Source organism: Thermomonas mangrovi (genome assembly GCF_028201335.1).
Taxonomy (GTDB): domain Bacteria; phylum Pseudomonadota; class Gammaproteobacteria; order Xanthomonadales; family Xanthomonadaceae; genus Thermomonas; species Thermomonas mangrovi.
This window is the reverse complement of record NZ_JAPEVV010000002.1, coordinates 199,970-220,879: the sequence shown is the minus strand read 5'-3', so window position 1 is coordinate 220,879 and position 20,910 is coordinate 199,970. Positions and strand designations below refer to the sequence as shown.

Here is a 20,910-nt window from a genome sequence, read left to right as displayed (position 1 = left end):
TCTATCCCGTATCTCGACCCGAAGACCCGCATGAACGCACTGGCCCTCGCCGAATCCCGCCTGCTCGCGCCCACCGGGCTCGATGCCGCCACGCTCGAACGCACCTTCGCCGCGTTGCTCGGCCCGGGCGTCGACTTCGGCGACCTGTATTTCCAGCATGCGCGGCGCGAGAGCTGGAGCATGGAGGACGGCATCGTCAAGGACGGGGCGCACAGCATCGAGCAGGGGGTCGGCGTGCGCGCGATCTCCGGCGAGAAGACCGGCTTCGCCTATGCCGACGACCTCGATGCCGCGGCGCTGGTCGCCTCCGCGCAGTCGGCGCGGGCGATCGCGCGCGATGGCCGGCAACACGGGCCGCAGGCGCTGCAACGCAGCCCGGGCCGCGCGCTGTATCCCGCGCTGGACCCGGTGGATGCGATGGCCAACGAGGCCAAGGTCGCGGTGCTGCGCCGCGTCGACGCGCTGGTGCGCGCGCTCGATCCGCGCGTGCAGCAGGTGATGGTCGGCCTGACCGGTGGCGTCGACACCGTGCTGGTGGCGCGCAGCGACGGCGTACTGGCCGGCGACGTCCGCCCGCTGGTGCGGATGAACGTGCAGGTGATCGTCGAGCAGGGCGGTCGCCGCGAATCCGGCTACGCCGGCTTCGGCGGTCGCTACTCGTACGACGAGCTGCTGGCCGACGACAAGCCGGAACGCTTCGCCCGCGAGGCGTTGCGGCAGGCGCTGGTGAACCTGGAGGCGGTGGACGCGCCGGCCGGGGTGATGCCGGTGGTGCTCGGCAGCGGGTGGCCCGGCGTGCTGCTGCATGAAGCGGTCGGCCACGGGCTGGAGGGCGACTTCAACCGCAAGGGCACCAGCACCTATGCCGGGCGCATCGGCCAGCAGGTCGCGGCCAAGGGCGTGACCATCGTCGACGATGGCACCCTCGAAGGCCGGCGCGGCTCGCTGAACGTCGATGACGAGGGCACCCCGACCCAGTGCACCACGCTGATCGAGGACGGCGTGCTGGTCGGCTACATGCAGGACACCCTCAACGCGCGCCTGTCCGGCGTGGCGCCCACCGGCAACGGCCGCCGCGAATCGTTCGCGCACCTGGTGATGCCGCGCATGACCAATACCTACATGCGCGCCGGCACGCACGACCCGCAGGAGATGATCCGGTCGGTGAAGAAGGGCCTGTACGCGGTCAACTTCGGTGGCGGCCAGGTCGACATCACCAGCGGCAAGTACGTGTTCAGCGCGACCGAGGCCTACCTCATCGAGGACGGCAGGGTCACCGCGCCGGTGAAGGGCGCCACCCTGATCGGCAACGGCCCGGAGACCATGCAGAAGGTGGCGATGGTCGGCCACGACATGGCCCTGGACGACGGCGTCGGCACCTGCGGCAAGGATGGGCAGTCGGTGCCGGTCGGCGTCGGCCAGCCGTCGCTGCTGATTTCCGAGCTGACCGTCGGCGGCACCCGCGCGGGCTGATCAGGCGTGCGCGTCGTCGTCCAGGTCCGCGGCGTCGTCGGCCGCTTCGCTGGCGTCCGCGGCATGCGCGGCGTCGGCGTCCAGCGCATGCAGGGCCTTCAGCTCGCGGAACAGTTCGCGGAACGCGCGCGGCGGCTTGTTGCGCTTGCGCTCCTCGTGCGCGTTGCGGACCAGCTGGCGCAGGTGCTGGCGGTCGGCTTCGGGATGCGCGGCCAGCAGCTCGGTCATCGCGTCGTCGCCGTGGTCGCCGAGGAGCGCGTCGCGCAGCGCCTCGATCCGGTGCATCGCCGCGGTTTCCTTGCGCGCGGCCTCGCCATCCTTGGACATCGCGTCGCGGATCGCGTCGAGCACGTCCTCGTCCAGCTTGCGCATCTGCTTGGCCAGGAACGCGACCTGGCGCTTGCGCGCGCCGTGCGAGGTGATCCGCTGGGTGTCGCGGATGTGCGGCATCAAGCCCTCGGGGATCGGCAGCCGGCCGAGTTGCGCGGCGGTCATCGCCACCAGCTGTTCGCCAAGCTCCAGCACGTCCAGCGCCGCGCGCCGTTGCTGGCTGCGGCTTGGGCTGAAGAATTCACCGGTTTCGTCGTCGCGTCCTCGCATCGCCACAGGATAAGCCATTGAACAGTCCCGCATCCGCCCCGCACGTCCTCGAGACCACCCACGCCCGCGACGACAGCCCCGCGCGCCTGCAGCGCCTGTCGGCGATCGCCGAGCGCCTGCTCGACCGCGCGCGCGCCAGCGGCGCCAGCCAGGCCGAGGTGACCTGCAACGAGGACACCGGCCTTGCGGTGAACGTGCGCATGGGAGAGGTGGAGACGGTCGAGGCCACCCAGGACCGCGGCATTTCGGTCACCGTGTACTTCGGCCAGCGCAAGGGCAGCGCCAGCACCGCCGACCTGCGCGAGGAGAGCCTGGAGGCGACGGTGGCGCAGGCCTGCGCGATTGCCCGCCACACCGAGGACGATGCCGCCGCCGGCCTGGCCGATGCCGCGCTGATGGCGACCACCCTGCGCGAGTTCGACAGCTGGCACCCGTGGGACATCGATGCGCAGCGCGCGATCGACCTGGCCCTGGCCTGCGAGCAGGCAGGCCGCGAGGTCGATCCGCGGATCGGCAATTCCGATGGTGCGTCGCTGAACCGCAATGCCTCGGTCAGCGTGTACGCGAATTCCCACGGCTTCCTCGGCGCGGAGCGCGGCACCTCGCACAGCCTCGGCTGCGCGCTGATCGCCGGCGAGGGCGACGCGATGCAGCGCGACGGCTGGTACAGCCTGGCACTGGCGCCGGGCGACCTGGCGTCGCCGGAGGTGGTGGGGCGCACCGCCGCGCAGCGCACCCTGGAACGGCTCGATCCGCGCCACTTGCCGACCTGCGAGGTGCCGGTGCTGTTCCATGCGGAGATGGCGCGATCGCTGGTCGGCAGCTTCGTCGGCGCGGTCAGCGGCGGCGCCCTGTATCGCAAGGCGAGCTTCCTGCTGGACAGCGCGGGCACGCGGGTCTTCCCCGACTGGTTCGCCATCGACGAGCTGCCGTTCCTGCCGCGCGGTTGGCGCTCCGCGGCCTTCGACGCCGAAGGCGTGGCCACCCGCGAATCGCCGCTGGTCGCCGGCGGCATCGTCCAGCGCTACGTGCTCGGCAGCTACTCGGCGCGCAAGCTGGGCCTGCAGAGCACCGCCAACGCCGGCGGCGTGCACAACCTGCAGGTGCGCGCCAATGCCGGCGGCCTGGATGCGCTGGTCGGTGGCATGCAGCGTGGCCTGCTGGTCACCGAGCTGATGGGGCAGGGCGTCAACCAGATCACCGGCGACTACTCGCGCGGCGCGGCCGGGTTCTGGGTGGAGGGCGGCAAGATCGCCTACCCGGTGGACGGGATCACCATCGCCGGCAACCTGAAGGCGATGTTCGCGGCGATCGAGGCGGTCGGCGACGACGTGGATCCGCGCTCGCACATCCGCACCGGCGCGATCCTGGTGGGACGCATGACCGTGGCCGGCGCCGGTTGAGGCGGCGCTTGGCCTCGGGCGACGGCGCTTGGCGTTATCCTCGGGCAAGCGGCAGCCGCCGCAGTCCCCGGGGAAACGCTCCATGAGTCCGAATGCACCTGATCCCGTGTCCGTCCCACCGCCGCCGCCGAGCGCCGGCGGCCCGCCGCAGGAAGAGCGGCAATGGGCGATGTTCGCCCACCTGTCCGCGCTCGCCGGCGGCCTGCTCACGTCCGCCATCGGCGGCTGGGGTTTTTTCCTGGGCCCGCTGGTGATCTGGCTGATGAAGAAGGACAGCATGCCCTTCGTCGCCGACCAGGCGAAGGAGTCGTTGAACTTCAACATCACCGTCTCGGCGGTCTTCCTGGTCTTGCTGGTCCTGAGCCTGGTCACCCTCGGCATCGGCTTCATCATCACGCTGCCGATCATGCTGATCGTGGGCATCGCCGCGCTGGTGCTGATCATCATGGCCGCGATCAAGGCCAACGACGGCATCGCCTACCGCTATCCGTTCACCATCCGCCTGGTCAAGTAAGCCGGCCGCCGGCGGGCGTTCGTCGCCCGCCGGTCGTCTTCGTCGCCGCGCCGGGCGTTTCGTCGACGCATCCCTTGCGTGGCTGCGGGGCGTCCCCATCCTCGATGCAACGCCGGAATCGTTCCGGCCGGAGCCGACGATGGAAGCCACGACCGTTCAGACCCTCTCCCCGAGCCAGAGCGAGCGCCTGTGGGCGGCCGGTGCGCACGCGGGTGCGCTGCTGGCGGCGCTGGCGACCAGCTGGAGCGCCGGCATCGCCGGGGCGCTGGCCGCGTTCGCGGTGTGGATGCTGGTGCGCGACCGCAGCGAGTTCGCGGCCACGCACGCGAAGGAAGCCCTCAACTTCAACCTCAGCATGCTGCTGTACGCGATCGCCGCGGTCGCCATCGGCGTGGTGCTGGTCGGCGCGACCGTGCTCACCCTCGGCCTCGGCCTGCTGGTGACCGCGCCCGCCGGCTTGCTGCTGGTGCTGGCCTATGCCGCGATCGCGGTGACGTGGCTGGTGTGCAGCCTGATCGCGGCGTTCAAGGCCTACGACGGCCAGGACTACCGCTACCCGCTCACCCTGCGCCTGTTCGGCTGAGGCACGGCCTCAGCGGTCGCGCTCGACCACCTGGCGGGCGAGCGCGGCCAGCGCAGCGGTGTCGATGTCGAGGCCGTCGAGCGCGTCGTGCATGGCCGCGGCAAGGGCGTCGAGGCGGCGGCGGCTGGCCTCGATGCCGACCAGCGCCGGGAATGTTGCCTTGGCCTGGGCGAGATCCTTGCCTGCGGTCTTGCCGAGGGTCGCGGCATCGCCCTCCACGTCGAGCAGGTCGTCGCGGACCTGGAAGGCCAGCCCCAGCGCGTCGGCATAGCGGTCGAGCGCGGCCGCCTGCGCCGGGTTCGCGCGGCCCGCCATCGCCCCGAGGCGCACCGCGCAGCGCAGCAGCGCCCCGGTCTTCAACGCGTGCAGGCGCTCCAGCCCGGCGAGGTCGATGCCGGCGGATGCGCCCGTCGCGTCGATGTCCAGCGCCTGGCCGCCGCACATGCCGTCGACGCCGGCGGCACGCGCCAGTTCGGCGAGCATCGCCACCCGGCGTTCGGCGTCGAGTGATGCGCGCGCAAGGCAGTCGAAGGCCAGCGCCTGCAGGGCATCGCCGGCGAGGATCGCGGTGGCTTCGTCGAAGGCGACGTGCACGGTCGGGCGGCCGCGGCGCAGGCTGTCGTCGTCCATCGCCGGCAGGTCGTCGTGGACCAGCGAATAGCAATGCACGAGTTCCACCGCGGCGGCAGCGGCATCCAGCGTGTCCTCATCGACGCCGAACGCGGTGCCGGTGGCGTACGCGAGCAGCGGGCGCATGCGCTTGCCGCCGTTGAGCACGCCATGGCGCATGGCGGCGTGCAGCCGGGCGGGCGACGCGGCCGGGTCCGGCAGCACGCGGTCCAGCGTCGCCTCGACCCGCGCGCGCCACGCCGCGAAGCGCGGCTCAGGCATCGTCGCCGGCGTCGAACGGGCGGCCGAGCTCCGGCTGGGCGGGATCGCTCAGCAGGCGCACGCGCAACTCGGCCTGCTCCAGCGCGGCCTGGCAGTGGCGGTAAAGGCCGACGCCGCGCTCGTAGGCGGCCAGCGACGCCTCGAGGCTGAGCTCGCCGCTTTCCATGCGGGCGACGAGGTCTTCGAGCGCCTGCATCGACTGCTCGAAGTCGGCGACGGGCGAGGCATCGGGCGTTGTGGCGGGTTTGCGGGCCATGCAGCCAGTTTACGCCACGGCCGTCCATTGCAGCCGCGCGCCGCGCGCGTCCAGCCAGCTGGCCAGCGTGGCCGAGCAGAGGCGGTCGCCGGCGGCGAGCAGGGTGCCATCCGCGGCCGACAGCAGCGGCAGCCGCTCGCGTTGCCATGGCGGCACGCCGGCGTCCTGCAGCAGGTGCTTCAACGCATGGTCGTGGCGGCGTCGCGGCAGGCGCAGGCGTTCGCCGCCGCGCCGGGCGTGCGCGATGACCTCGTGGTCGAAGCCGTCCGCTCCCAGTAATTCGAGCGTGTCGCCGGTCGGTAGTCGCAACGGCGCCCGCCCATCCCACGTGGCCCGCCAGTCGCGCGGCAACGGCGTGCGCAGCGGCCCGGCATGCAGGAGGTCGCGCCAGCGTTGCACGCGCGCGCCATGCCAGTCGAAACGCGCACGCGCATCCGGGCGGGCGTCGAGCAGGTCCGCCTCGATGCACGCGCTGCCATGCGCCGGCAGCGGCGGCAGCCCGAGTGCGGCGATCCAGCGACGGAGCACGCGGGCGCGTTGCGTGGCCGGCAAGGCCAGCAGGCCGGCGACGTCGAGCAGATCGACCTCGCGCCGCACGCCGGCCAGCGCGGCGTCGTCGCCGGCATCCAGCAGGTCGGTCGCGGCGGCGGCGAGGCCGGCGCTGCGGGCAAGCGCGGCGGGTGCGTGCGGCCACCGCGCCTGCAAATGCGGCATCACGTGGTGGCGCAGGAAGTTGCGGTCGAGGCCGGGGTCATCGTTGCCCGGGTCGTCGATCCAGGCGAGGCGACGCGCCTGCGCATGGGCGAGCAGGTCGACGCGGGCAACCTCCAGCAGCGGGCGCCATAGCCAGCCGCGGGCGTAGGCCCGCCACGGGCGCATCGCGGCGAGCCCATCGACGCCGGACCCGCGCAGCGCGCGCAGCAGGAAGGTTTCGGCCTGGTCGTCGCGATGGTGGGCGAGGGCCAGGACTTCGCCGGCGCGCAGGTGGGCCGCGAACGCCGCGTGGCGTGCCTCGCGGGCCGCGCCTTCGAGGCCGAGCCCGGCGCGCCTGTCCACGGCGACGCGGACCACCTCCAGCGGGATGCCGAGGCCGGCGCAGGTCGCCTCGCAATGCGCCGCCCATGCATCCGCCTGCGCGTGCAGGCCGTGGTGGACATGGAGCGCCCGCAGTCCGGTGCGCTGCGTCGCCGAGTCGCCGGCGAGCAGGTGCAGCAGTACCGTCGAATCCAGGCCGCCGCTGTAGCCGACCAGCACCGGGCGGTCATCGGCCCGTGCAACCGCGGAGGCGAACGCCGCCGCGTCCATCGCGTCAGGACGCGTGGTCGTACGCGCCATAGCCGCGCAGGCGGCGGTAGCGGTTGTCCAACAGCGTCGCGACCGGGACGCCGTCCAGCGCGTCCAGTTCGTTCAGCAGCACGGCCTTGAGGCGCCGGGCCATCTGCACCGGGTTGCGGTGCGCGCCGCCGGTGGGCTCGCGCACGATCTTGTCGATCAGGCCCAGGCCGAGCAGGCGCTTGGCGGTGATCCCCATCTGCTCCGCGGCGTCCTTGGCCTTGCCGGCATCGCGCCACAGGATCGAGGCGCAGCCTTCGGGCGTGATCACCGAGTAGGTGCTGTATTCCAGCATCAGGGTGCGATCACCGACGCCGATCGCCAGCGCGCCGCCCGAGCCGCCTTCGCCGATCACGGTGCATACGATCGGCACCTTCAGCTCGGCCATCTCCAGCAGGTTGCGGGCGATCGCCTCGGACTGGCCGCGTTCCTCGGCATCGATGCCCGGCCAGGCGCCGGCGGTGTCGATGAAGGTCAGGATCGGCAGGCCGAAGCGTTCCGCCAGCTTCATCAGGCGCAGCGCCTTGCGGTAGCCCTCGGGCTTGGGCATGCCGAAGTTGCGGCGTACCTTGGACTTGGTGTCGCGGCCCTTCTCGTGGCCGATCACCATCACACTGCGTCCGTCGATGCGGGCGAGGCCGCCGACGATGGCGTTGTCGTCCGCGAACGCGCGGTCGCCGGCGAGTTCCTGGAATTCGTCGCAGATCACCCGCAGGTAGTCCAGCGTGTACGGGCGCGCGGGATGCCGCGCCAGCTGCGAGACCTGCCACGGGGTGAGGTCGCGGAAGATGGTCGCGGTGCGCTTGCGCAGCTTTTCCTGCAACGCGTGCACTTCGGCGTCGATGTTGACCGCCGGCCCGTTGCTGGCCTGCCGCAGGTCCTGGATCCTGGCTTCCAGGTCGGCGATGGGCTGCTCGAAATCGAGGTAGTTCGGGTTCATCGGCCGCAGTTTACCCCGCCCGGGGCGCCGTACCGAGCCGTAGGTGCGGGCTCACTGGGCCCAGGGCTTGCCCATCTGCACGCTGACCGCGGTCATGCCGGGCAGGCTGCGCAACAGGTCGGGCAGGCCGGCCTCCATGCGCAGGCCGCGGCCGCCGTTGATCGCCAGCCGGCCGATGCCGGTCGCGGTGGTCGCCTCGATCAGCACAGGGGTGCTGCCCGGATGGGCGCGCAGCACGCGCTCGAATTGCTCCACCGCCCCGGGCACGCGCAGGTCCAGGCGCAGCGAGAGGCGTTGCGCCTGCCCGCTGCTGAGTTGCAGGTAGTCCCAGGCGCGTCGCGCGCGCAACGCGAAGCCGCCGCTGAATTCGTCCTCGCGCAGGTCGCCCTCGACCACCAGGATGCGGTCGCGGGTCAGCAACGGCGCGTACGCCTGCCACTCCTCGCCGAAGAACGCGCATTCGAGGCGGCCGCGCCCGTCTTCCAGTTGCACGAAGGCCTGGCTGTCGCCGCGCTTGCGCATGCCGACCACCTGGCCGGCGACCACCGCCGCCATCTGCGGGCGCCAGCCCTTGCGCGCCTCCGCCGGCCGTGCCTCCCACAACACGTCTAGCGAGGACAGGTCGTGGCCGACCAGTCCCTTCAGTTCGGCGCGGTACGGGTCCATCGGGTGGCCGCTGAGGTAGTGGCCCAGGGTCTCGCGCTCGCCCTGCAGCTTCTGCGCCAGCGGCCATTCCTCGCAGGTCGGCAGCACCACGTGGATGTCCGCCGCGCCGCTGCCGCCGTGCGCGGGCGCGGCACCGAACATGTCGACCATGCCGGCATCGCGGTTCCGCGCGATCTGCTCGGTCGCCTTCAGCGCCTCCGGCAACTGCAGCATCAGCGAAGCCCGGTTCGGCGCCAGCGCGTCCATCGCGCCGGCATGCACCAGCGCTTCCAGCGTGCGCCGGTTGAGGCCGGCCGCCTCCACCCGTTTGCAGAAGTCGAGCAGGTCGGCGAACGCGCCGCCGTCGCCCCGTGCGGCGACGATCGCCTCGCACACGCCGCGACCGACGCCCTTCACCGCACCCAGCCCGTAGCGGATCGTGCGCGGGTCGGTGGCCTCGAACATGTAGGCGGAGGCATTCACGTCCGGCGGCAGCACCGCCAGCCCCATCGCACGCGCCTCGTCGAGGAAGCCCACGACCTTGTCGGTGTTGTCCATGTCCGAGGACAGCACCGCGGCCATGAACTCCGCCGGGTAGTGCACCTTGAGCCAGGCGGTCTGGTAGGCGACCAGCGCGTACGCCGCCGAGTGCGACTTGTTGAAGCCGTACTCCGCGAATTTCTCCATCAGGTCGAAGATCTGCGTCGCGGTGCGCGGGTCGACGCCGCGCTCGGCCGCGCCGGCCTCGAACTTGGCGCGCTCCTTCGCCATTTCCTCGGGCTTCTTCTTGCCCATCGCGCGGCGCAGCAGGTCGGCGCCGCCCAGCGAATACCCGGCCAGGACCTGGGCGATCTGCATCACCTGTTCCTGGTACACGATGACGCCGTAGGTGGGCGACAGCACCGGCTCCAGCGCCGGGTGCGGGAAGCTCACCTCGGCCACGCCGTGCTTGCGGTCCACCCATTCGCGGTCCATCCCGCTGCCCAGCGGGCCGGGGCGGAACAGCGCGGCCAGCGCGATGATGTCCTCGAAGGTGTCGGGCCGGGCGCGCTTGAGCAGCTCGCGCATGCCGCGCGATTCGAACTGGAACACGGCGACGGTGTCGCCGCGCGCGAACAGTTCGTAGCTCGCCTTGTCGGTGAGGGGCAGGGTGGCGATGTCGAGCGCCGCCTCGCCGGCGGCGGCACGGCGGGCGTTGATCGCCTTCACCGCCCAGTCGATGATCGTCAGCGTGCGCAGGCCGAGGAAGTCGAACTTCACCAGGCCGATCGACTCGACGTCGTCCTTGTCGAACTGGGTGACCGGGTTGCGCCCACGGCCATGGCCGTCGTGTTCGGCGAACAGCGGGCAGAAGTCCTGCAGCGGGCTCGGCGCGATCACCACGCCGCCGGCGTGCTTGCCGGCGTTGCGGGTCAGGTCCTCCAGTTGTAGGGCGAGGTCGATGAGGTCGCGGACCTCGTCCTCGGCCTCGTAGCGCTCCTTGATCTCGGCGATCAGGTAGCCGTCCTTCTGCTGCGAGCGCTTGCTGCGGCCGATCACGTCGTCCAGCGACAGCGGGTCCGCGGGCTGCAGCGGGATCAGCTTGGCCAAGTCGTTGACGAAGCCGTAGGACAGGCCGAGCACGCGCCCGGCGTCGCGCAGCACCGCCTTCGCGGCCATGGTGCCGTAGGTGATGATCTGGCTGACCCGGTCGCGGCCGTACTTGCGCGCGACGTAGTCGATCACCTCGTCGCGCCGGTCCATGCAGAAGTCGATGTCGAAGTCGGGCATCGACACGCGTTCCGGGTTGAGGAAGCGCTCGAACAGCAGGTCGTAGGGCAGCGGGTCGAGGTCGGTGATGCCCAGCGCCCAGGCCACCAGCGAGCCGGCGCCGGAGCCGCGGCCGGGGCCGACCGGGATGCCGTGCTGCTTCGCCCAGTTGATGAAGTCGGCGACGATCAGGAAGTAGCCCGGGAAGCCCATCTTGACGATGACGTCGAGCTCGGTCTCCAGGCGCGTCTCGTAGTCTTCGCGCGCCTTGCCGGGCGCCAGCGGTGCCCGTTCGAGGCGCCTGGCCAGGCCGTCGCGCGACTGGCTGCGGATCCAGCTGTCGAGGGTCTCGTCGTCCGGCACCGGGAAGGCCGGGAGGTAGTAGGTGCCCAGCCGCAGTTCGAGGTTGCAGCGGGTGGCCAGCGCGAGGCTGTTGTCGAGCGCGTCCGGTATATCGGCGAACAGCGCCGCCATCGCGTCCGCAGGCTTCAGGAACTGCTCGGCGCTGTAGTCGCGCGGGCGGCGCGCATCGTCGAGCACCCGGCCGCTGGCGATGCACACGCGGGCCTCGTGGGCGTCGAAGCCTTCGGCATCGAGGAAGCGCACGTCGTTGCTGGCGACCACCGGGATCCCGCGGCGCGCGGCGACGTCCAGCGCGAAGGCGTTGAAGGCGTCCTCGCCCTGCCGTCCGGTGCGCACCAACTCCAGGTGCAGGCGCTCGCCGAAGCGGCGCTGGAGGTCGGCCACGGCCGCTTCCGCGAGGTCGTGGCGGCCCCCGGCGAGCAACTGCCCGGCGTCCGATTGCGGCCCGGCCAGCGCGAACAGGCCGGCGTTCGCCTCCAGCCACGCCGGCCGCGCGACCACGCCATCCACGCGGTGGCCTTCCATCCACGCGCGGGTGAGCAGTTCCGACAGGCTGAGGTAGCCGGCCTGGTCGCGGCAGAGCAGGGTGAGCCGGCTGGGCGTGCCCGTGCCCTCCGCGAGCAACACGTCGGCGCCCGCGATCGGCTTGATGCCGGCCTTCTCCGCCTCCTTGTAGAACTTCACCAGCGCGAACAGGTTGTTCTGGTCGGTGATCGCCACCGCCGGCAGCCCGCGCGCCGCGCAGGCCGTCACGAGTTCCGGGATGCGGATCGTGGAGTCGACCAGCGAATACTCGCTGTGCAGGTGCAGGTGGGCGTAGCGGGCGGGCATGGGATCACCGCGGGGACAGTCCGCAGGGTAGGCCGCCCACCGACCCCGGGCAAGGCTTGACAGGCGGTCGCCCGGGTTCAGGCCAGCAGGCCGGCGGCCGCCAGCGCCTCGCGTACCGGCGCGAAGCTGCGGCGATGCTCGGGGCAGGGCCCGTGCAGGCGCAGGGCCTCGCGGTGCAGCGGGCTGGGATAGCCCTTGTGGCGGTCGAAGCCGTAGGCCGGATACTGCTGGTGCAGGGCGCGCATGCGCGCATCGCGTGCGACCTTGGCGAGGATGGAGGCGGCCATGATCGCCGGCTCCAGCGCATCGCCGTCGATGATCGCGGTGGCCGGGCAGGGCAGGCCGTCGGGCACCCGGTTGCCGTCGACCAGCGCATGGCCGGCGGCGGGCGACAGCAGGGCGACGGCGCGGCGCATGCCGGCCATCGTGGCCTGCAGGATGTTGCGTTGGTCGATTTCCGCCGCTTCGACGAATTCGATGCGCCAGGCCACTGCGCGTTCCAGGATCAGCGGATAGAGCGCCTCGCGGCGACGCTCGCTGAGCTGCTTGGAATCGCCGAGCCCGTCGATCGCGCGGGCCGGGTCCAGGATCACCGCAGCCACGCAGACCGGGCCGGCCAACGGGCCGCGTCCGGCTTCATCGACGCCGGCGACCAGCGCGGTCATCGTGGCGTCGCCAGCAATCCGGCCACCGCCTCCGCCGCGCGCGCCGATGCGTCGCGGCGCAGGGACTCGTGGAGGGCGAGGAAGCGCGGCTGCAGGGCGGCCACGGCGTCGGCGTCGCGGAACCAGTGCAGCAGGGCCGCATGCAGGGCCTCGGGCGTGCAGGCGTCCTGCAGCAGTTCGGGCACCAGCGTCTCCCCGGCCAGGATGTTGGGCAGGCTGACGTGCGCGGATTTCAGCAGGCCGAAGGCCTTGACGATGGCGTAGGTCAGCCCGGAAATGCGATGCCCCACGACCATCGGCCGCTTGCACAGCATGGCCTCCAGGGCGGCGGTGCCGGAGGCGAGCAGGACGACATCGCTGGCGATCATCGCCGCCTGCGCCTGGCCGTCGAGCACGCGCACGCCTGGCGCGTCGCCGAGCATCGCGTCGATCGCGGCGCGGCAGCCCGCGTTCGCGGCCGGCACTAGCACCTGCAGGCCTGCCACGTCGCCAGCCAGCCGGCGTGCGGCATCAGCGAAGCCGGGCAACATCCGCTGGATTTCGCCGAGGCGGCTGCCGGGCAGCACGGCGAGCACGCGCGCATCGGTGGCGACGCCGAGCGCGATGCGGGCCGCCGTGCGGTCGGGCTGCAGCGGGATGGCGTCGGCCAGTGGATGCCCGATGAACACCGCGTCCACGCCGTGCCGCGCATAGATCGGCGGTTCCATCGGGAACAGGCAGAGCACGTGGTCGGCGCTGTCGCCGATCTTCGCCGCGCGCGATTCCCGCCAGGCCCAGACCGAGGGGCTGACGTCGTGCACGGTGCGCACGCCGCGTTGCTTGAGCCAGCGCTCGACCCCGAGGTTGAAGTCGGGGGCGTCGATGCCGATGAAGACGTCCGGCCGCCAGTCGAGCACGCGCTGGCGGAAGGCCTTGCGCAGCGCCAGCAGGCGCGGCAGGTGCGCCAGCACCTCGGCGAGGCCCATTACCGACAGTTCGCTGGCGTCGTGCCAGGTGTCCACGCCGACCGCGCGCATCGCGTCCCCGCCGATGCCGGCGAAGGCGGCCTCCGGGAAGCGTTCGCGCAGCGCCGCGACCAGCCCGGCGCCGAGCTGGTCGCCCGAGGTTTCGCCGGCGCAGAGGGCGATGCGTGGGCTCATGCGATGCCTTTTCGTATGGGCGCGCAATGGCACGGTGCGGGGAGAATTCCAAGTCGCTGCCCGGTACTCGCTTGGTTGGGGCGCTCCCCGGGCGGCACCACGGCGCTGCCTGCTTCGTTCACCGCAGCAACGGCCGCTCGCCGCCTTCGATGAAGTCCAGCATCGCGCGCACGTCCTCGCTGCCCGCGGCGGCGATCTCGCCGAGCTCCGCGCGCGCTTCGTCGAGCTTGGCCTCGCCCATGTACAGCGCGCGATAGGCACGCTTGATGCTGGCGATGCGGGCGGCATCGAAGCCGCGGCGCTTGAGGCCTTCGGCATTGATGCCGCGCGGGCGCGCGTACTTCTCCTGCGCCACCATCAGGAACGGCGGAACGTCGCCGTTGACGAAGGCGCCCATGCCGATGAACGCGTGGTCGCCGATGCGGCAGAACTGGTGCACGCCGGCGAAGCCGCTGAGGATGACGTGGTTGCCGACGCTGACGTGGCCGGCCAGCGTCGCGTTGTTGGAGAACACGCAGTCGCTGCCGACGATGCAGTCGTGGGCGACGTGGCAATACGCCAGGATCCAGTTGCGGTCGCCGATGCGGGTGGTGCCGCCGCCGTCGCCGGTGCCACGGTTGATGGTGACGAATTCGCGGATCGCGTTGCCGTCGCCGATCACCAGTTCCACCCGCTCGCCGCGGTACTTCTTGTCCTGCGGCGCGCCGCCGATCGCGGCATGGCCGTGGAACACGTTGTCGCGGCCGATCCGGGTCGGGCCCTCGATCGTGCAATGCGGGCCGATCCGCGTGCCGTCCCCGACCTCGACCTCGGCACCGATCACCGCATAGGCCCCGATCACCACGCCCGCGCCCAGACGGGCCGAGGGATCGACCACGGCGGTCGGGTGGACCAAGGTCGGGGCGCGGTCCATCAGCGGGCGGCGGCGCAGAGGATCTCGGCGCAGGCGGCCTGCTCGCCGTCGACGCGGGCGATGCCCACGTATTGCGCCATGTTGCGGATGCGCCGCTTGAGCTCGACTTCGAGCTCAAGGCGATCGCCGGGGACGACCATGCGGCTGAACTTCGCGTTGTCCACCTTCACCAGGTAGAACGTGTCCTTGCCAAGCTCCGACGGGTCGCGCGAGAGCTGCGTGAGGACGCCACCCGCCTGCGCCAGCGCCTCCACCACGAGCACGCCGGGCATCACCGGGTGGCCCGGGAAGTGGCCGGTGAAGAAGGGTTCGTTGCAGGAGACGTTCTTGTAGGCAAGCACGCGCTTGTCCTTCTCGAACTCGACCACCCGGTCGACGAGCAGGAAGGGATAGCGGTGCGGGAGCAGGCGCTCGATCTCCGCCGTGGTCACAGGCAGGGTCACGCCAGGGGATGCATCGGTCATGCAGGGTCCTTGTCGCCGCCCCGCGTGCGCCGGGCGATCTCGTCGAGTTGCTTGAAACGCGCGGCGCTGCGGCGCCAGGCGCGATTGTCCATCAATGGCGTGCCCGAGGAGTACTCGCCGGGCTCGCGGATCGAATGGGTGACCAGCGACATCGCGGTCACCACCACGCGGTCGCAGACCTCCAGGTGGCCGAGGATGCCGGCGCCGCCGCCGACCAGGCAGTGGCGGCCGATGGTGGCGCTGCCGGCCACCGCAGAGCATCCCGCCATCGCCGTATGCGCACCGATGCGGACGTTGTGGCCGACCTGGATCTGGTTGTCGAGGCGCACGTCCTGTTCGAGCACGGTGTCCTCAAGCGCGCCGCGGTCGATCGTGGTGTTCGCCCCGATCTCGCAGTCGTCGCCGACCACCACCCCGCCGAGCTGCGGCACCTTCAGCCACTGGCCATGGTCCATGGCGATGCCGAAGCCGTCGGCGCCCAGCACCGCGCCGGGATGCACCAGCACCCGCTTGCCGAGGCGCACGCGCACCACCAGGGTGACCCGCGCGACCAGCTCGCTGCCTTCGCCGACCTCGCAGTCCTCGCCGACCACGCAGCCTGGTCCGAGCATGGCGCCGGCGGCGATGCGGGAGCGCGCGCCCACCACCACCAGCGGGCCGACATGCGCGCCGGGATCCACCACCGCGGTGGCGTCGACCACCGCCGAGGGGTGGACGCCTGGCGGGCGTACTGGCTTGGGTTCGAACAACGCCGCGATCCGCGCGAATGCGGCATAAGGGTCGCGGGCGAGCAGCGCGGTGCCGGCGCGGGCATCCAGGTCGGCCTCCCGCAGCACCACCACGCCGGCAGCGGTCTCGGCGAGTTGGCCGCGATAGCGCGGGTTGGCGAGGAAGCCCAACTGCCCGGGGCCTGCCGTGGCGAGCGTGCCCACGCCGTGCACGGGGCAATCTTCGCCGCGGAGTTCCAGCCCGAAGCGCTGGGCCAGCTCGGACGCGGCGAAGGACCCTGCGGTCATGCGGCCGTCAGAGCTGGCCGCCGAACGTGAACTGCAGGCGTTCGACCTGGTCGCCGTCCTTCTTGCGGATCGGGAAGGCGTAGCTGATCGACAGCGGGCCCATCGGCGAGCGCCACAGCAGCGCGACGCCGGTGGAGACGCGCAAGTCGCCGGCGCTGAAGTTGTCCCAGCCGTCGTACACGTTGCCGAAATCGATGAACGCGGAGACGCGCGCGGCCGGGCTGTCGAACAGCTTCGGAAACACCGCTTCGATCGTGCCGGCGACCAGCATCGAGCCACCGAGCGGCTGCCGGTAGCCCGAAGGCGACACATAGACCGGGCCGAGGGTGTTGTCGACGAAGCCGCGCACCTTGCCCTGCGCGGCGATGCCGCCGGCGTAGAAGTTCTCGAAGAACGGCAGGCCGGTCGCGGTGACGGTCTTGTCGTAGTCCGTCGACGTGGTCAGGCAGGGGTCACTGGGCGGCGGGCCGGGCACCACGGTGTCGAGGATGCCGTCGCCGTTGGAATCGGTGTAGGTCGGCGCGGTGTAGCAGAGGTTGCGCACGATGTCGGGACCGTAGGAGTCGCCGTAGCCGAGGTTGACGGCGGTCTTCACCACGAGGCTCTGGCTCAGCGGCCAGTACTTGGCGATGTCGTACTGGAACTTGTAGTACTCGACCGTGGAGCCCGGCAGCGCCACTTCCATCGACAGGTTCTGGGTCATGCCGACCACCGGCATGAAGTAGTCGTTGCGGGTATCGCGCCCCCAACCACCCTGCAGGCGCCAGGCATGGAAGGTCCGATTGCCGACCGCGTTCACGTAATCGATCAGCGGCGGCGGGGTGGAGCCATCGACGGTCAGGATCTCGTTGGTGTCGATGCCGAACATCGCCGACACCGAGTCGCTCTCGCTGATCGGGATCGTCGCGAACGCTTGCGCGGCGCCGCTGTTGGTGGAGTACTGGGCCACGTTGTAGCTGGAGTAGTCGAACTCGCGCCACCACAGGTTGTAGCCCAGCGACAGGCCTTCGTCGGTGAAATAGGGGTTCACGAACGAGAAATCGTAGCGCTTCTGGTAGGTGCTGCGGCTGACCGCCATCGAGACCCGGTTGCCGGTGCCGAGGAAGTTGTTCTCGGCCAACTGCAGGGAGAGGTTCAGGCCCGAAAGCTGCGAATAGCCGACGCCGGCGGAGATGCTGCCCGAGGTGGTTTCCTTCACCGTATAGACCACGTCGACCAGGTCGTCGCTGCCGGCCACCGCTTCGTTCTCGACTTCGACGGACTCGAAGTAGCCGAGGCGGCTCAGGCGCACCTTGCTGCGGTCGACCGCAGCCTGGGAGTACCAGCTGCCCTCGAACTGGCGCATCTCGCGGCGCAGGACCTGGTCGGCGGTGCGGGTATTGCCCTTGAACACGATCCGGCGCACGTTGACGCGGGGGCCCGGCTGCACCTGCATGTCGATCGCCACCGTGCGCTTGTCGCGATCGATGGCCGGGACCGGGTTCACCTTGGCGAAGGCATAGCCGATGTTCGCGAGGCGCGCGGTGATCGACTCGGTGGCCAGCTCGACCAGCCCGCGGGAAAACGTGCTGCCCGGGGTGATGAACGCCACGATGCGTTCGATCTCCTCCTTCGGGAGCACCGTGTCGCCGGAAACGGTCACCCCGGACACGCTGTAGACGTCGCCTTCGGTGATGCCGGCGGTGATGAACATGTCCTTCTTGTCGCCGCTCATCTCGACCTGGGTCGAGTCGATGCTGAAGTCGATGTGGCCGCGGTCGAGGTACCAGGAGTTCAGCTTCTCGATGTCGCCGGAGAGCTTCTCTCGCGAGTACTGGTCATCGCGCTTGTACCAGCTGAGCCAGTTGCTGGTGTGCGACTCCCACCCCTTGGTGATGTCCTCGTCGGTGTAGGACGCGTTGCCCACCAGGTTGATGTGGCGGATCTTCGCCGCCTTGCCTTCCTTGATGTTGATCGTCAGGTCGACGCGGTTGCGGTCGAGGCGCTCGACGTTCGGCGTGATCTGCACGCTGTACTTGCCGCGGTTGTTGTACTGGCGGTTCAACTCCTGGGTGACGCGGTCCAGGTTGAGCCGGTTGAAGGTCTCGCCCTCGGACAGGCCGATTTCCTTGAGGCCCTTGAGCAGGTCCTCGGTCTTGAGGTCCTTGTTGCCGACTAGGGTAAGTTTGTTGATCGCCGGCCGTTCGACCACGGTCACGACCAGGATGCCGCCCTGGTGATCCAGGCGCACGTCCTCGAAGAACCCCGTCTTGTAGAGCGCGCGCAGCGCTTCCGCGGCCTTTGCGGAATCGACCGTGTCGCCGCGCTCGACCGGGAGATAGGTGAACACGGTGCCCGCGCCGATGCGCTGCAGGCCGTCGATGCGGATGTCGCTGACGGTGAAGGGCGCGAACGCGGACTGCGCCCATGTCGGCACGGCCAGTGCCGAGGCGAGGGCGAGGGTCAGCAGTCGGCGGGACAGGGGACGGGGCATTCGGTACATCCTGGTTGGGGGGTGGCCCGGGGTAGTGATCCCGGGTTTCACGCAGTGTCTCGGCATCGACGCAGCGATGCCGGACGGCAATTCACGACACCATCCGCAGGATGTCGTTGTAGAACGCCAGCCCCATCAGCCCCGCCAGCAAGGCGAGGCCCAGGTACTGGCCAGCGGCCACGGCTCGGTCGCCCAAGGGGCGCCCGATGGCCAGCTCGATAAGGTAATACAGCAGGTGACCCCCGTCCAAGACGGGGATGGGCAGCAGGTTGAGGATGGCGATGCTGACCGACAGCAGGGCCAGGAAGTTCAGGAACCACGCCAGGCCCATGCTGGCGTAGCTGTTTGCGACTTGGGCGATGGTCAGCGGGCCGGACACGGTGTTCTGCACCGAGACCTGCCCGCTGAACGCGCGCCCGATCATCCCGAACAGCTGCCTGACCTGGTAGCCGGTTTCCTTGATGGAGGCCGGGATGGCCGCCAGCGGGCCCAGGCGCAGGACGGCGTCGGGGGCGGGACGGGCGGGGGCCGCATTGGCGATGCCCAGTAGCCACTGGCTGCCGCCGTCGGGCAGGGTGCGCCTGGCCGGGGTGAGTTCGAGCGCCAGGCGATCGTCATCGCGCTGAACCTCGATCATGCCGGGGCCGCCGCGGGCACCGAGGGCCGCCACCAGCGGCCCGATGTCCTCGAAGCTGGAGACCGGGCTGGCGTCGATCGCGGTGATCCGGTCGCCTTCCGCCAGCACGCCCCAGGCCGGGCTGCCCTCGGTCACGCTGCCCACGATCGCCGGCATCAGCAGGTGCCGGGGGGTCAGGCCGATCGCGGCAACGGCGCGGGTTTCGTCGAAGGCGGCCGGCAAGCGTTGCAGCGGCAACGTGCGCTGCACGTCACTGCCGCCCTCAGGCTTGACCCCCAGCGCGACCGGCTGCCGGTCCAGCGCGGCCACCGCCAGTGCCAGCTCGGCCTCGCTCCAGGTCGGGGTGGCGCGGCCGTCGACCGACAGGATGCGGTCCCCGGCGTGCAGCCCGGCCGCAGCGGCGAGGCCGTCGGCCTTGCCCACGACCGGGGCGTAGTCGGGACGCCCGACCACCAGCATCGCCCACAGGAGGCCGACGGCCAGCAGCAGGTTGGCGGCGGGGCCGGCGGCGACGATCGCCATCCGCTGCAGCACGGGTTTGTGGTTGAACGCTTGTGCGCGCTCGGCGGGCGCAACGTCGACTTCGCGCTCGTCCAGCATCTTCACGTAGCCGCCCAGCGGGATCGCGGCAATGACGTACTCGGTGCCGTCCTTGCCGACCCGCGTCCACAGCGGGCGGCCGAACCCGATCGAGAACCGCAGCACCTTCACCCCGAACCGGCGCGCGACCCAGAAGTGGCCGAATTCGTGGAAGGTGACCAGCACCCCGAGGGCCACCAGCATCCACCACACCGAGCCCAGGAAGGTGCTCATGCGGGCTGGCCGCTCGTCGGCATGGTGGCGATGCGGGCCGTGCAGGCGTCGCGTGCGCGCGCATCGGCCTCCAGCAGCACGTCCAGGCAATCGGCAGGCTGCGGCGGCATGGCGTCCAGGGTGGCGGCGACGAGGTCGGGGATGGACAGGAAACCGATCCGGCCCTGAAGAAAGGCTGAAACCGCGACTTCATTGGCCGCGTTGAGCACGGCCGGGGCGGTGCCGCCCGCCGCCAGCGCGTCGAACGCGTGGGCGAGGCAGGGGAAGGCGTCGAGGTCGGGGGCCTCGAAGTCGAGGCGTCCGCCTTGCGCCAGCAGGTCCAGCAGGTCGACGCCGGAGGCCAGGCGTTCCGGCCAGCCGAAGCCGACCGCCAGTGCGGTGCGCATGTCGGGCAGGCCGAGCTGGGCCAGCGCGCTGCCGTCGACGAAATCGACGAGCGCATGCACCAAGGACTGCGGGTGCACCAGCACGCGGATGCGTGCGGGCGGCATCGCGAACAGGTGGTGGGCCTCGATCACCTCCAGGCCCTTGTTCATCAGGGTGGCGGAATCCACCGAGATCTTGGGGCCCATCGACCACTTCGGGTGGGCCACGGCCTGGGCCGGGGTCACGCCGGCCAGGTCGTGCCGGCCGCGGCCACGGAACGGACCGCCCGACGCCGTCAGCGTGATCCGCGCGACGTCCGCCGGTGCCCGGCTCGCCGCCAGGCACTGGAACACCGCGTTGTGCTCGCTGTCGATCGGCACGATGCGGGCGCCGCCGTCGCGGGCGGCCTGCATCAGCAGCTCCCCGGCCAGCACCAGCGATTCCTTGTTGGCCAGCAGCAGGCGCTTGCCGGCGCGCGCCGCGGCGAGGGTCGAGGACAGCCCGGCCGCGCCGACGATCGCCGCCACCACGCTGTCGCAGGCATCGCCGGCCACCAGCGCGTCCAGCGCGGCATCGCCGGCATGCGCCTCGGTCGGCAGGCCGGCATCGCGCAGGCCATCGCGCAGCACCGGGTAGGCGGCCGGGTCGGCGATCACCGCATGCGCCGGGCGGTGGCGCCGGCACAGCGCGAGCAGGCCGTCGACGTTGCTGCCGGCGGCGAGGATGCTGGCGGACAGGCGTTCGGGATGCCGCGCGATGACGTCCAGCGCGGACGTCCCGATCGAGCCGGTGGCGCCCAGCACCGCCACGCGCTGCATCACGGCCGAGGCCATCGCCGCGCCCG

The 20,910-nt window shown here is 71.1% G+C and carries 18 protein-coding genes; 4 read left to right on the top strand and 14 right to left on the bottom strand.

Features of this window, described 5'->3' with window-relative positions; translation table 11 throughout:
• Positions 1-30: 30 nt before the first annotated feature.
• Entirely contained in the window at positions 31-1,473 is a 1,443-nt protein-coding gene (gene tldD, locus ON759_RS04715) for a metalloprotease TldD (RefSeq protein WP_271679207.1), read from the top strand.
• Here tldD and yjgA read toward each other — a convergent pair whose 3' ends face one another.
• Positions 1,474-2,073 (bottom strand): ribosome biogenesis factor YjgA, encoded by a 600-nt coding sequence (yjgA, locus tag ON759_RS04710; RefSeq protein WP_271679206.1) that lies wholly within the window; start codon positions 2,071-2,073, stop codon positions 1,474-1,476. It lies immediately after the preceding gene.
• Positions 2,074-2,090: 17 nt separating this feature from the next.
• On the opposite strand from yjgA, the gene pmbA reads away from it, so the two are divergent.
• The 3 genes from pmbA to ON759_RS04695 all read left to right on the top strand — a co-directional run bounded on the left by pmbA (position 2,091) and on the right by ON759_RS04695 (position 4,573).
• Positions 2,091-3,476 carry a metalloprotease PmbA gene (pmbA, locus tag ON759_RS04705; RefSeq protein ID WP_271679205.1) on the top strand — a complete coding sequence of 462 codons (1,386 nt, stop codon included), beginning with the start codon at positions 2,091-2,093 and terminating at the stop codon, positions 3,474-3,476.
• A gap of 82 nt (positions 3,477-3,558) precedes the next feature.
• Positions 3,559-3,990, top strand: a complete 432-nt coding sequence (locus ON759_RS04700) for a DUF4870 domain-containing protein (RefSeq protein ID WP_271679204.1) — start codon at positions 3,559-3,561, stop codon at positions 3,988-3,990.
• 139 nt (positions 3,991-4,129) lie between these two features.
• Positions 4,130-4,573, top strand: a complete 444-nt coding sequence (locus ON759_RS04695) for a DUF4870 domain-containing protein (RefSeq protein WP_271679203.1) — start codon at positions 4,130-4,132, stop codon at positions 4,571-4,573.
• Between the two features lie 9 nt (positions 4,574-4,582).
• Here ON759_RS04695 and ON759_RS04690 read toward each other — a convergent pair whose 3' ends face one another.
• The 13 genes from ON759_RS04690 to dxr all read right to left on the bottom strand — a co-directional run bounded on the left by ON759_RS04690 (position 4,583) and on the right by dxr (position 20,899).
• Positions 4,583-5,464: a polyprenyl synthetase family protein gene (locus ON759_RS04690; protein ID WP_271679202.1), complete on the bottom strand. Its 882-nt coding sequence runs from the start codon at positions 5,462-5,464 to the stop codon at positions 4,583-4,585.
• Positions 5,457-5,720, bottom strand: coding sequence for an exodeoxyribonuclease VII small subunit (locus tag ON759_RS04685; RefSeq protein WP_271679201.1), 264 nt, complete (start codon positions 5,718-5,720; stop codon positions 5,457-5,459). Before ON759_RS04685 ends, ON759_RS04690 begins: the two co-directional genes overlap by 8 nt.
• A 9-nt stretch (positions 5,721-5,729) precedes the next feature.
• Positions 5,730-7,025: a tRNA lysidine(34) synthetase TilS gene (tilS, locus tag ON759_RS04680; protein ID WP_271679200.1), complete on the bottom strand. Its 1,296-nt coding sequence runs from the start codon at positions 7,023-7,025 to the stop codon at positions 5,730-5,732.
• 4 nt (positions 7,026-7,029) lie between these two features.
• On the bottom strand, positions 7,030-7,992 hold the full coding sequence (locus ON759_RS04675; RefSeq protein ID WP_271679199.1) for an acetyl-CoA carboxylase carboxyltransferase subunit alpha: 963 nt from the start codon (positions 7,990-7,992) through the stop codon (positions 7,030-7,032).
• Between the two features lie 51 nt (positions 7,993-8,043).
• The gene (gene dnaE, locus ON759_RS04670; protein ID WP_271679198.1) at positions 8,044-11,580 is read right to left on the bottom strand and encodes a DNA polymerase III subunit alpha; all 3,537 of its coding nucleotides are present in this window, start codon (positions 11,578-11,580) and stop codon (positions 8,044-8,046) included.
• A gap of 77 nt (positions 11,581-11,657) precedes the next feature.
• The gene (rnhB, locus tag ON759_RS04665) at positions 11,658-12,245 is read right to left on the bottom strand and encodes a ribonuclease HII (protein WP_271679197.1); all 588 of its coding nucleotides are present in this window, start codon (positions 12,243-12,245) and stop codon (positions 11,658-11,660) included.
• The gene (gene lpxB / locus ON759_RS04660) at positions 12,242-13,384 is read right to left on the bottom strand and encodes a lipid-A-disaccharide synthase (protein WP_271679196.1); all 1,143 of its coding nucleotides are present in this window, start codon (positions 13,382-13,384) and stop codon (positions 12,242-12,244) included. The genes rnhB and lpxB overlap by 4 nt, the downstream gene beginning before the upstream one ends.
• A 118-nt stretch (positions 13,385-13,502) precedes the next feature.
• Positions 13,503-14,300, bottom strand: a complete 798-nt coding sequence (gene lpxA, locus ON759_RS04655; protein ID WP_271679564.1) for an acyl-ACP--UDP-N-acetylglucosamine O-acyltransferase — start codon at positions 14,298-14,300, stop codon at positions 13,503-13,505.
• The gene (gene fabZ / locus ON759_RS04650) at positions 14,297-14,761 is read right to left on the bottom strand and encodes a 3-hydroxyacyl-ACP dehydratase FabZ (protein WP_271679195.1); all 465 of its coding nucleotides are present in this window, start codon (positions 14,759-14,761) and stop codon (positions 14,297-14,299) included. Before fabZ ends, lpxA begins: the two co-directional genes overlap by 4 nt.
• Entirely contained in the window at positions 14,758-15,777 is a 1,020-nt protein-coding gene (gene lpxD / locus ON759_RS04645; RefSeq protein WP_271679194.1) for a UDP-3-O-(3-hydroxymyristoyl)glucosamine N-acyltransferase, read from the bottom strand. The genes fabZ and lpxD overlap by 4 nt, the downstream gene beginning before the upstream one ends.
• Before the next feature lie 7 nt (positions 15,778-15,784).
• On the bottom strand, positions 15,785-18,250 hold the full coding sequence (bamA, locus tag ON759_RS04640) for an outer membrane protein assembly factor BamA (protein WP_425608444.1): 2,466 nt from the start codon (positions 18,248-18,250) through the stop codon (positions 15,785-15,787).
• Positions 18,251-18,341: 91 nt separating this feature from the next.
• Positions 18,342-19,700, bottom strand: a complete 1,359-nt coding sequence (gene rseP, locus ON759_RS04635) for an RIP metalloprotease RseP (RefSeq protein WP_271679192.1) — start codon at positions 19,698-19,700, stop codon at positions 18,342-18,344.
• Entirely contained in the window at positions 19,697-20,899 is a 1,203-nt protein-coding gene (dxr, locus tag ON759_RS04630) for a 1-deoxy-D-xylulose-5-phosphate reductoisomerase (protein WP_271679191.1), read from the bottom strand. Before dxr ends, rseP begins: the two co-directional genes overlap by 4 nt.
• Positions 20,900-20,910 lie beyond the last annotated feature (11 nt).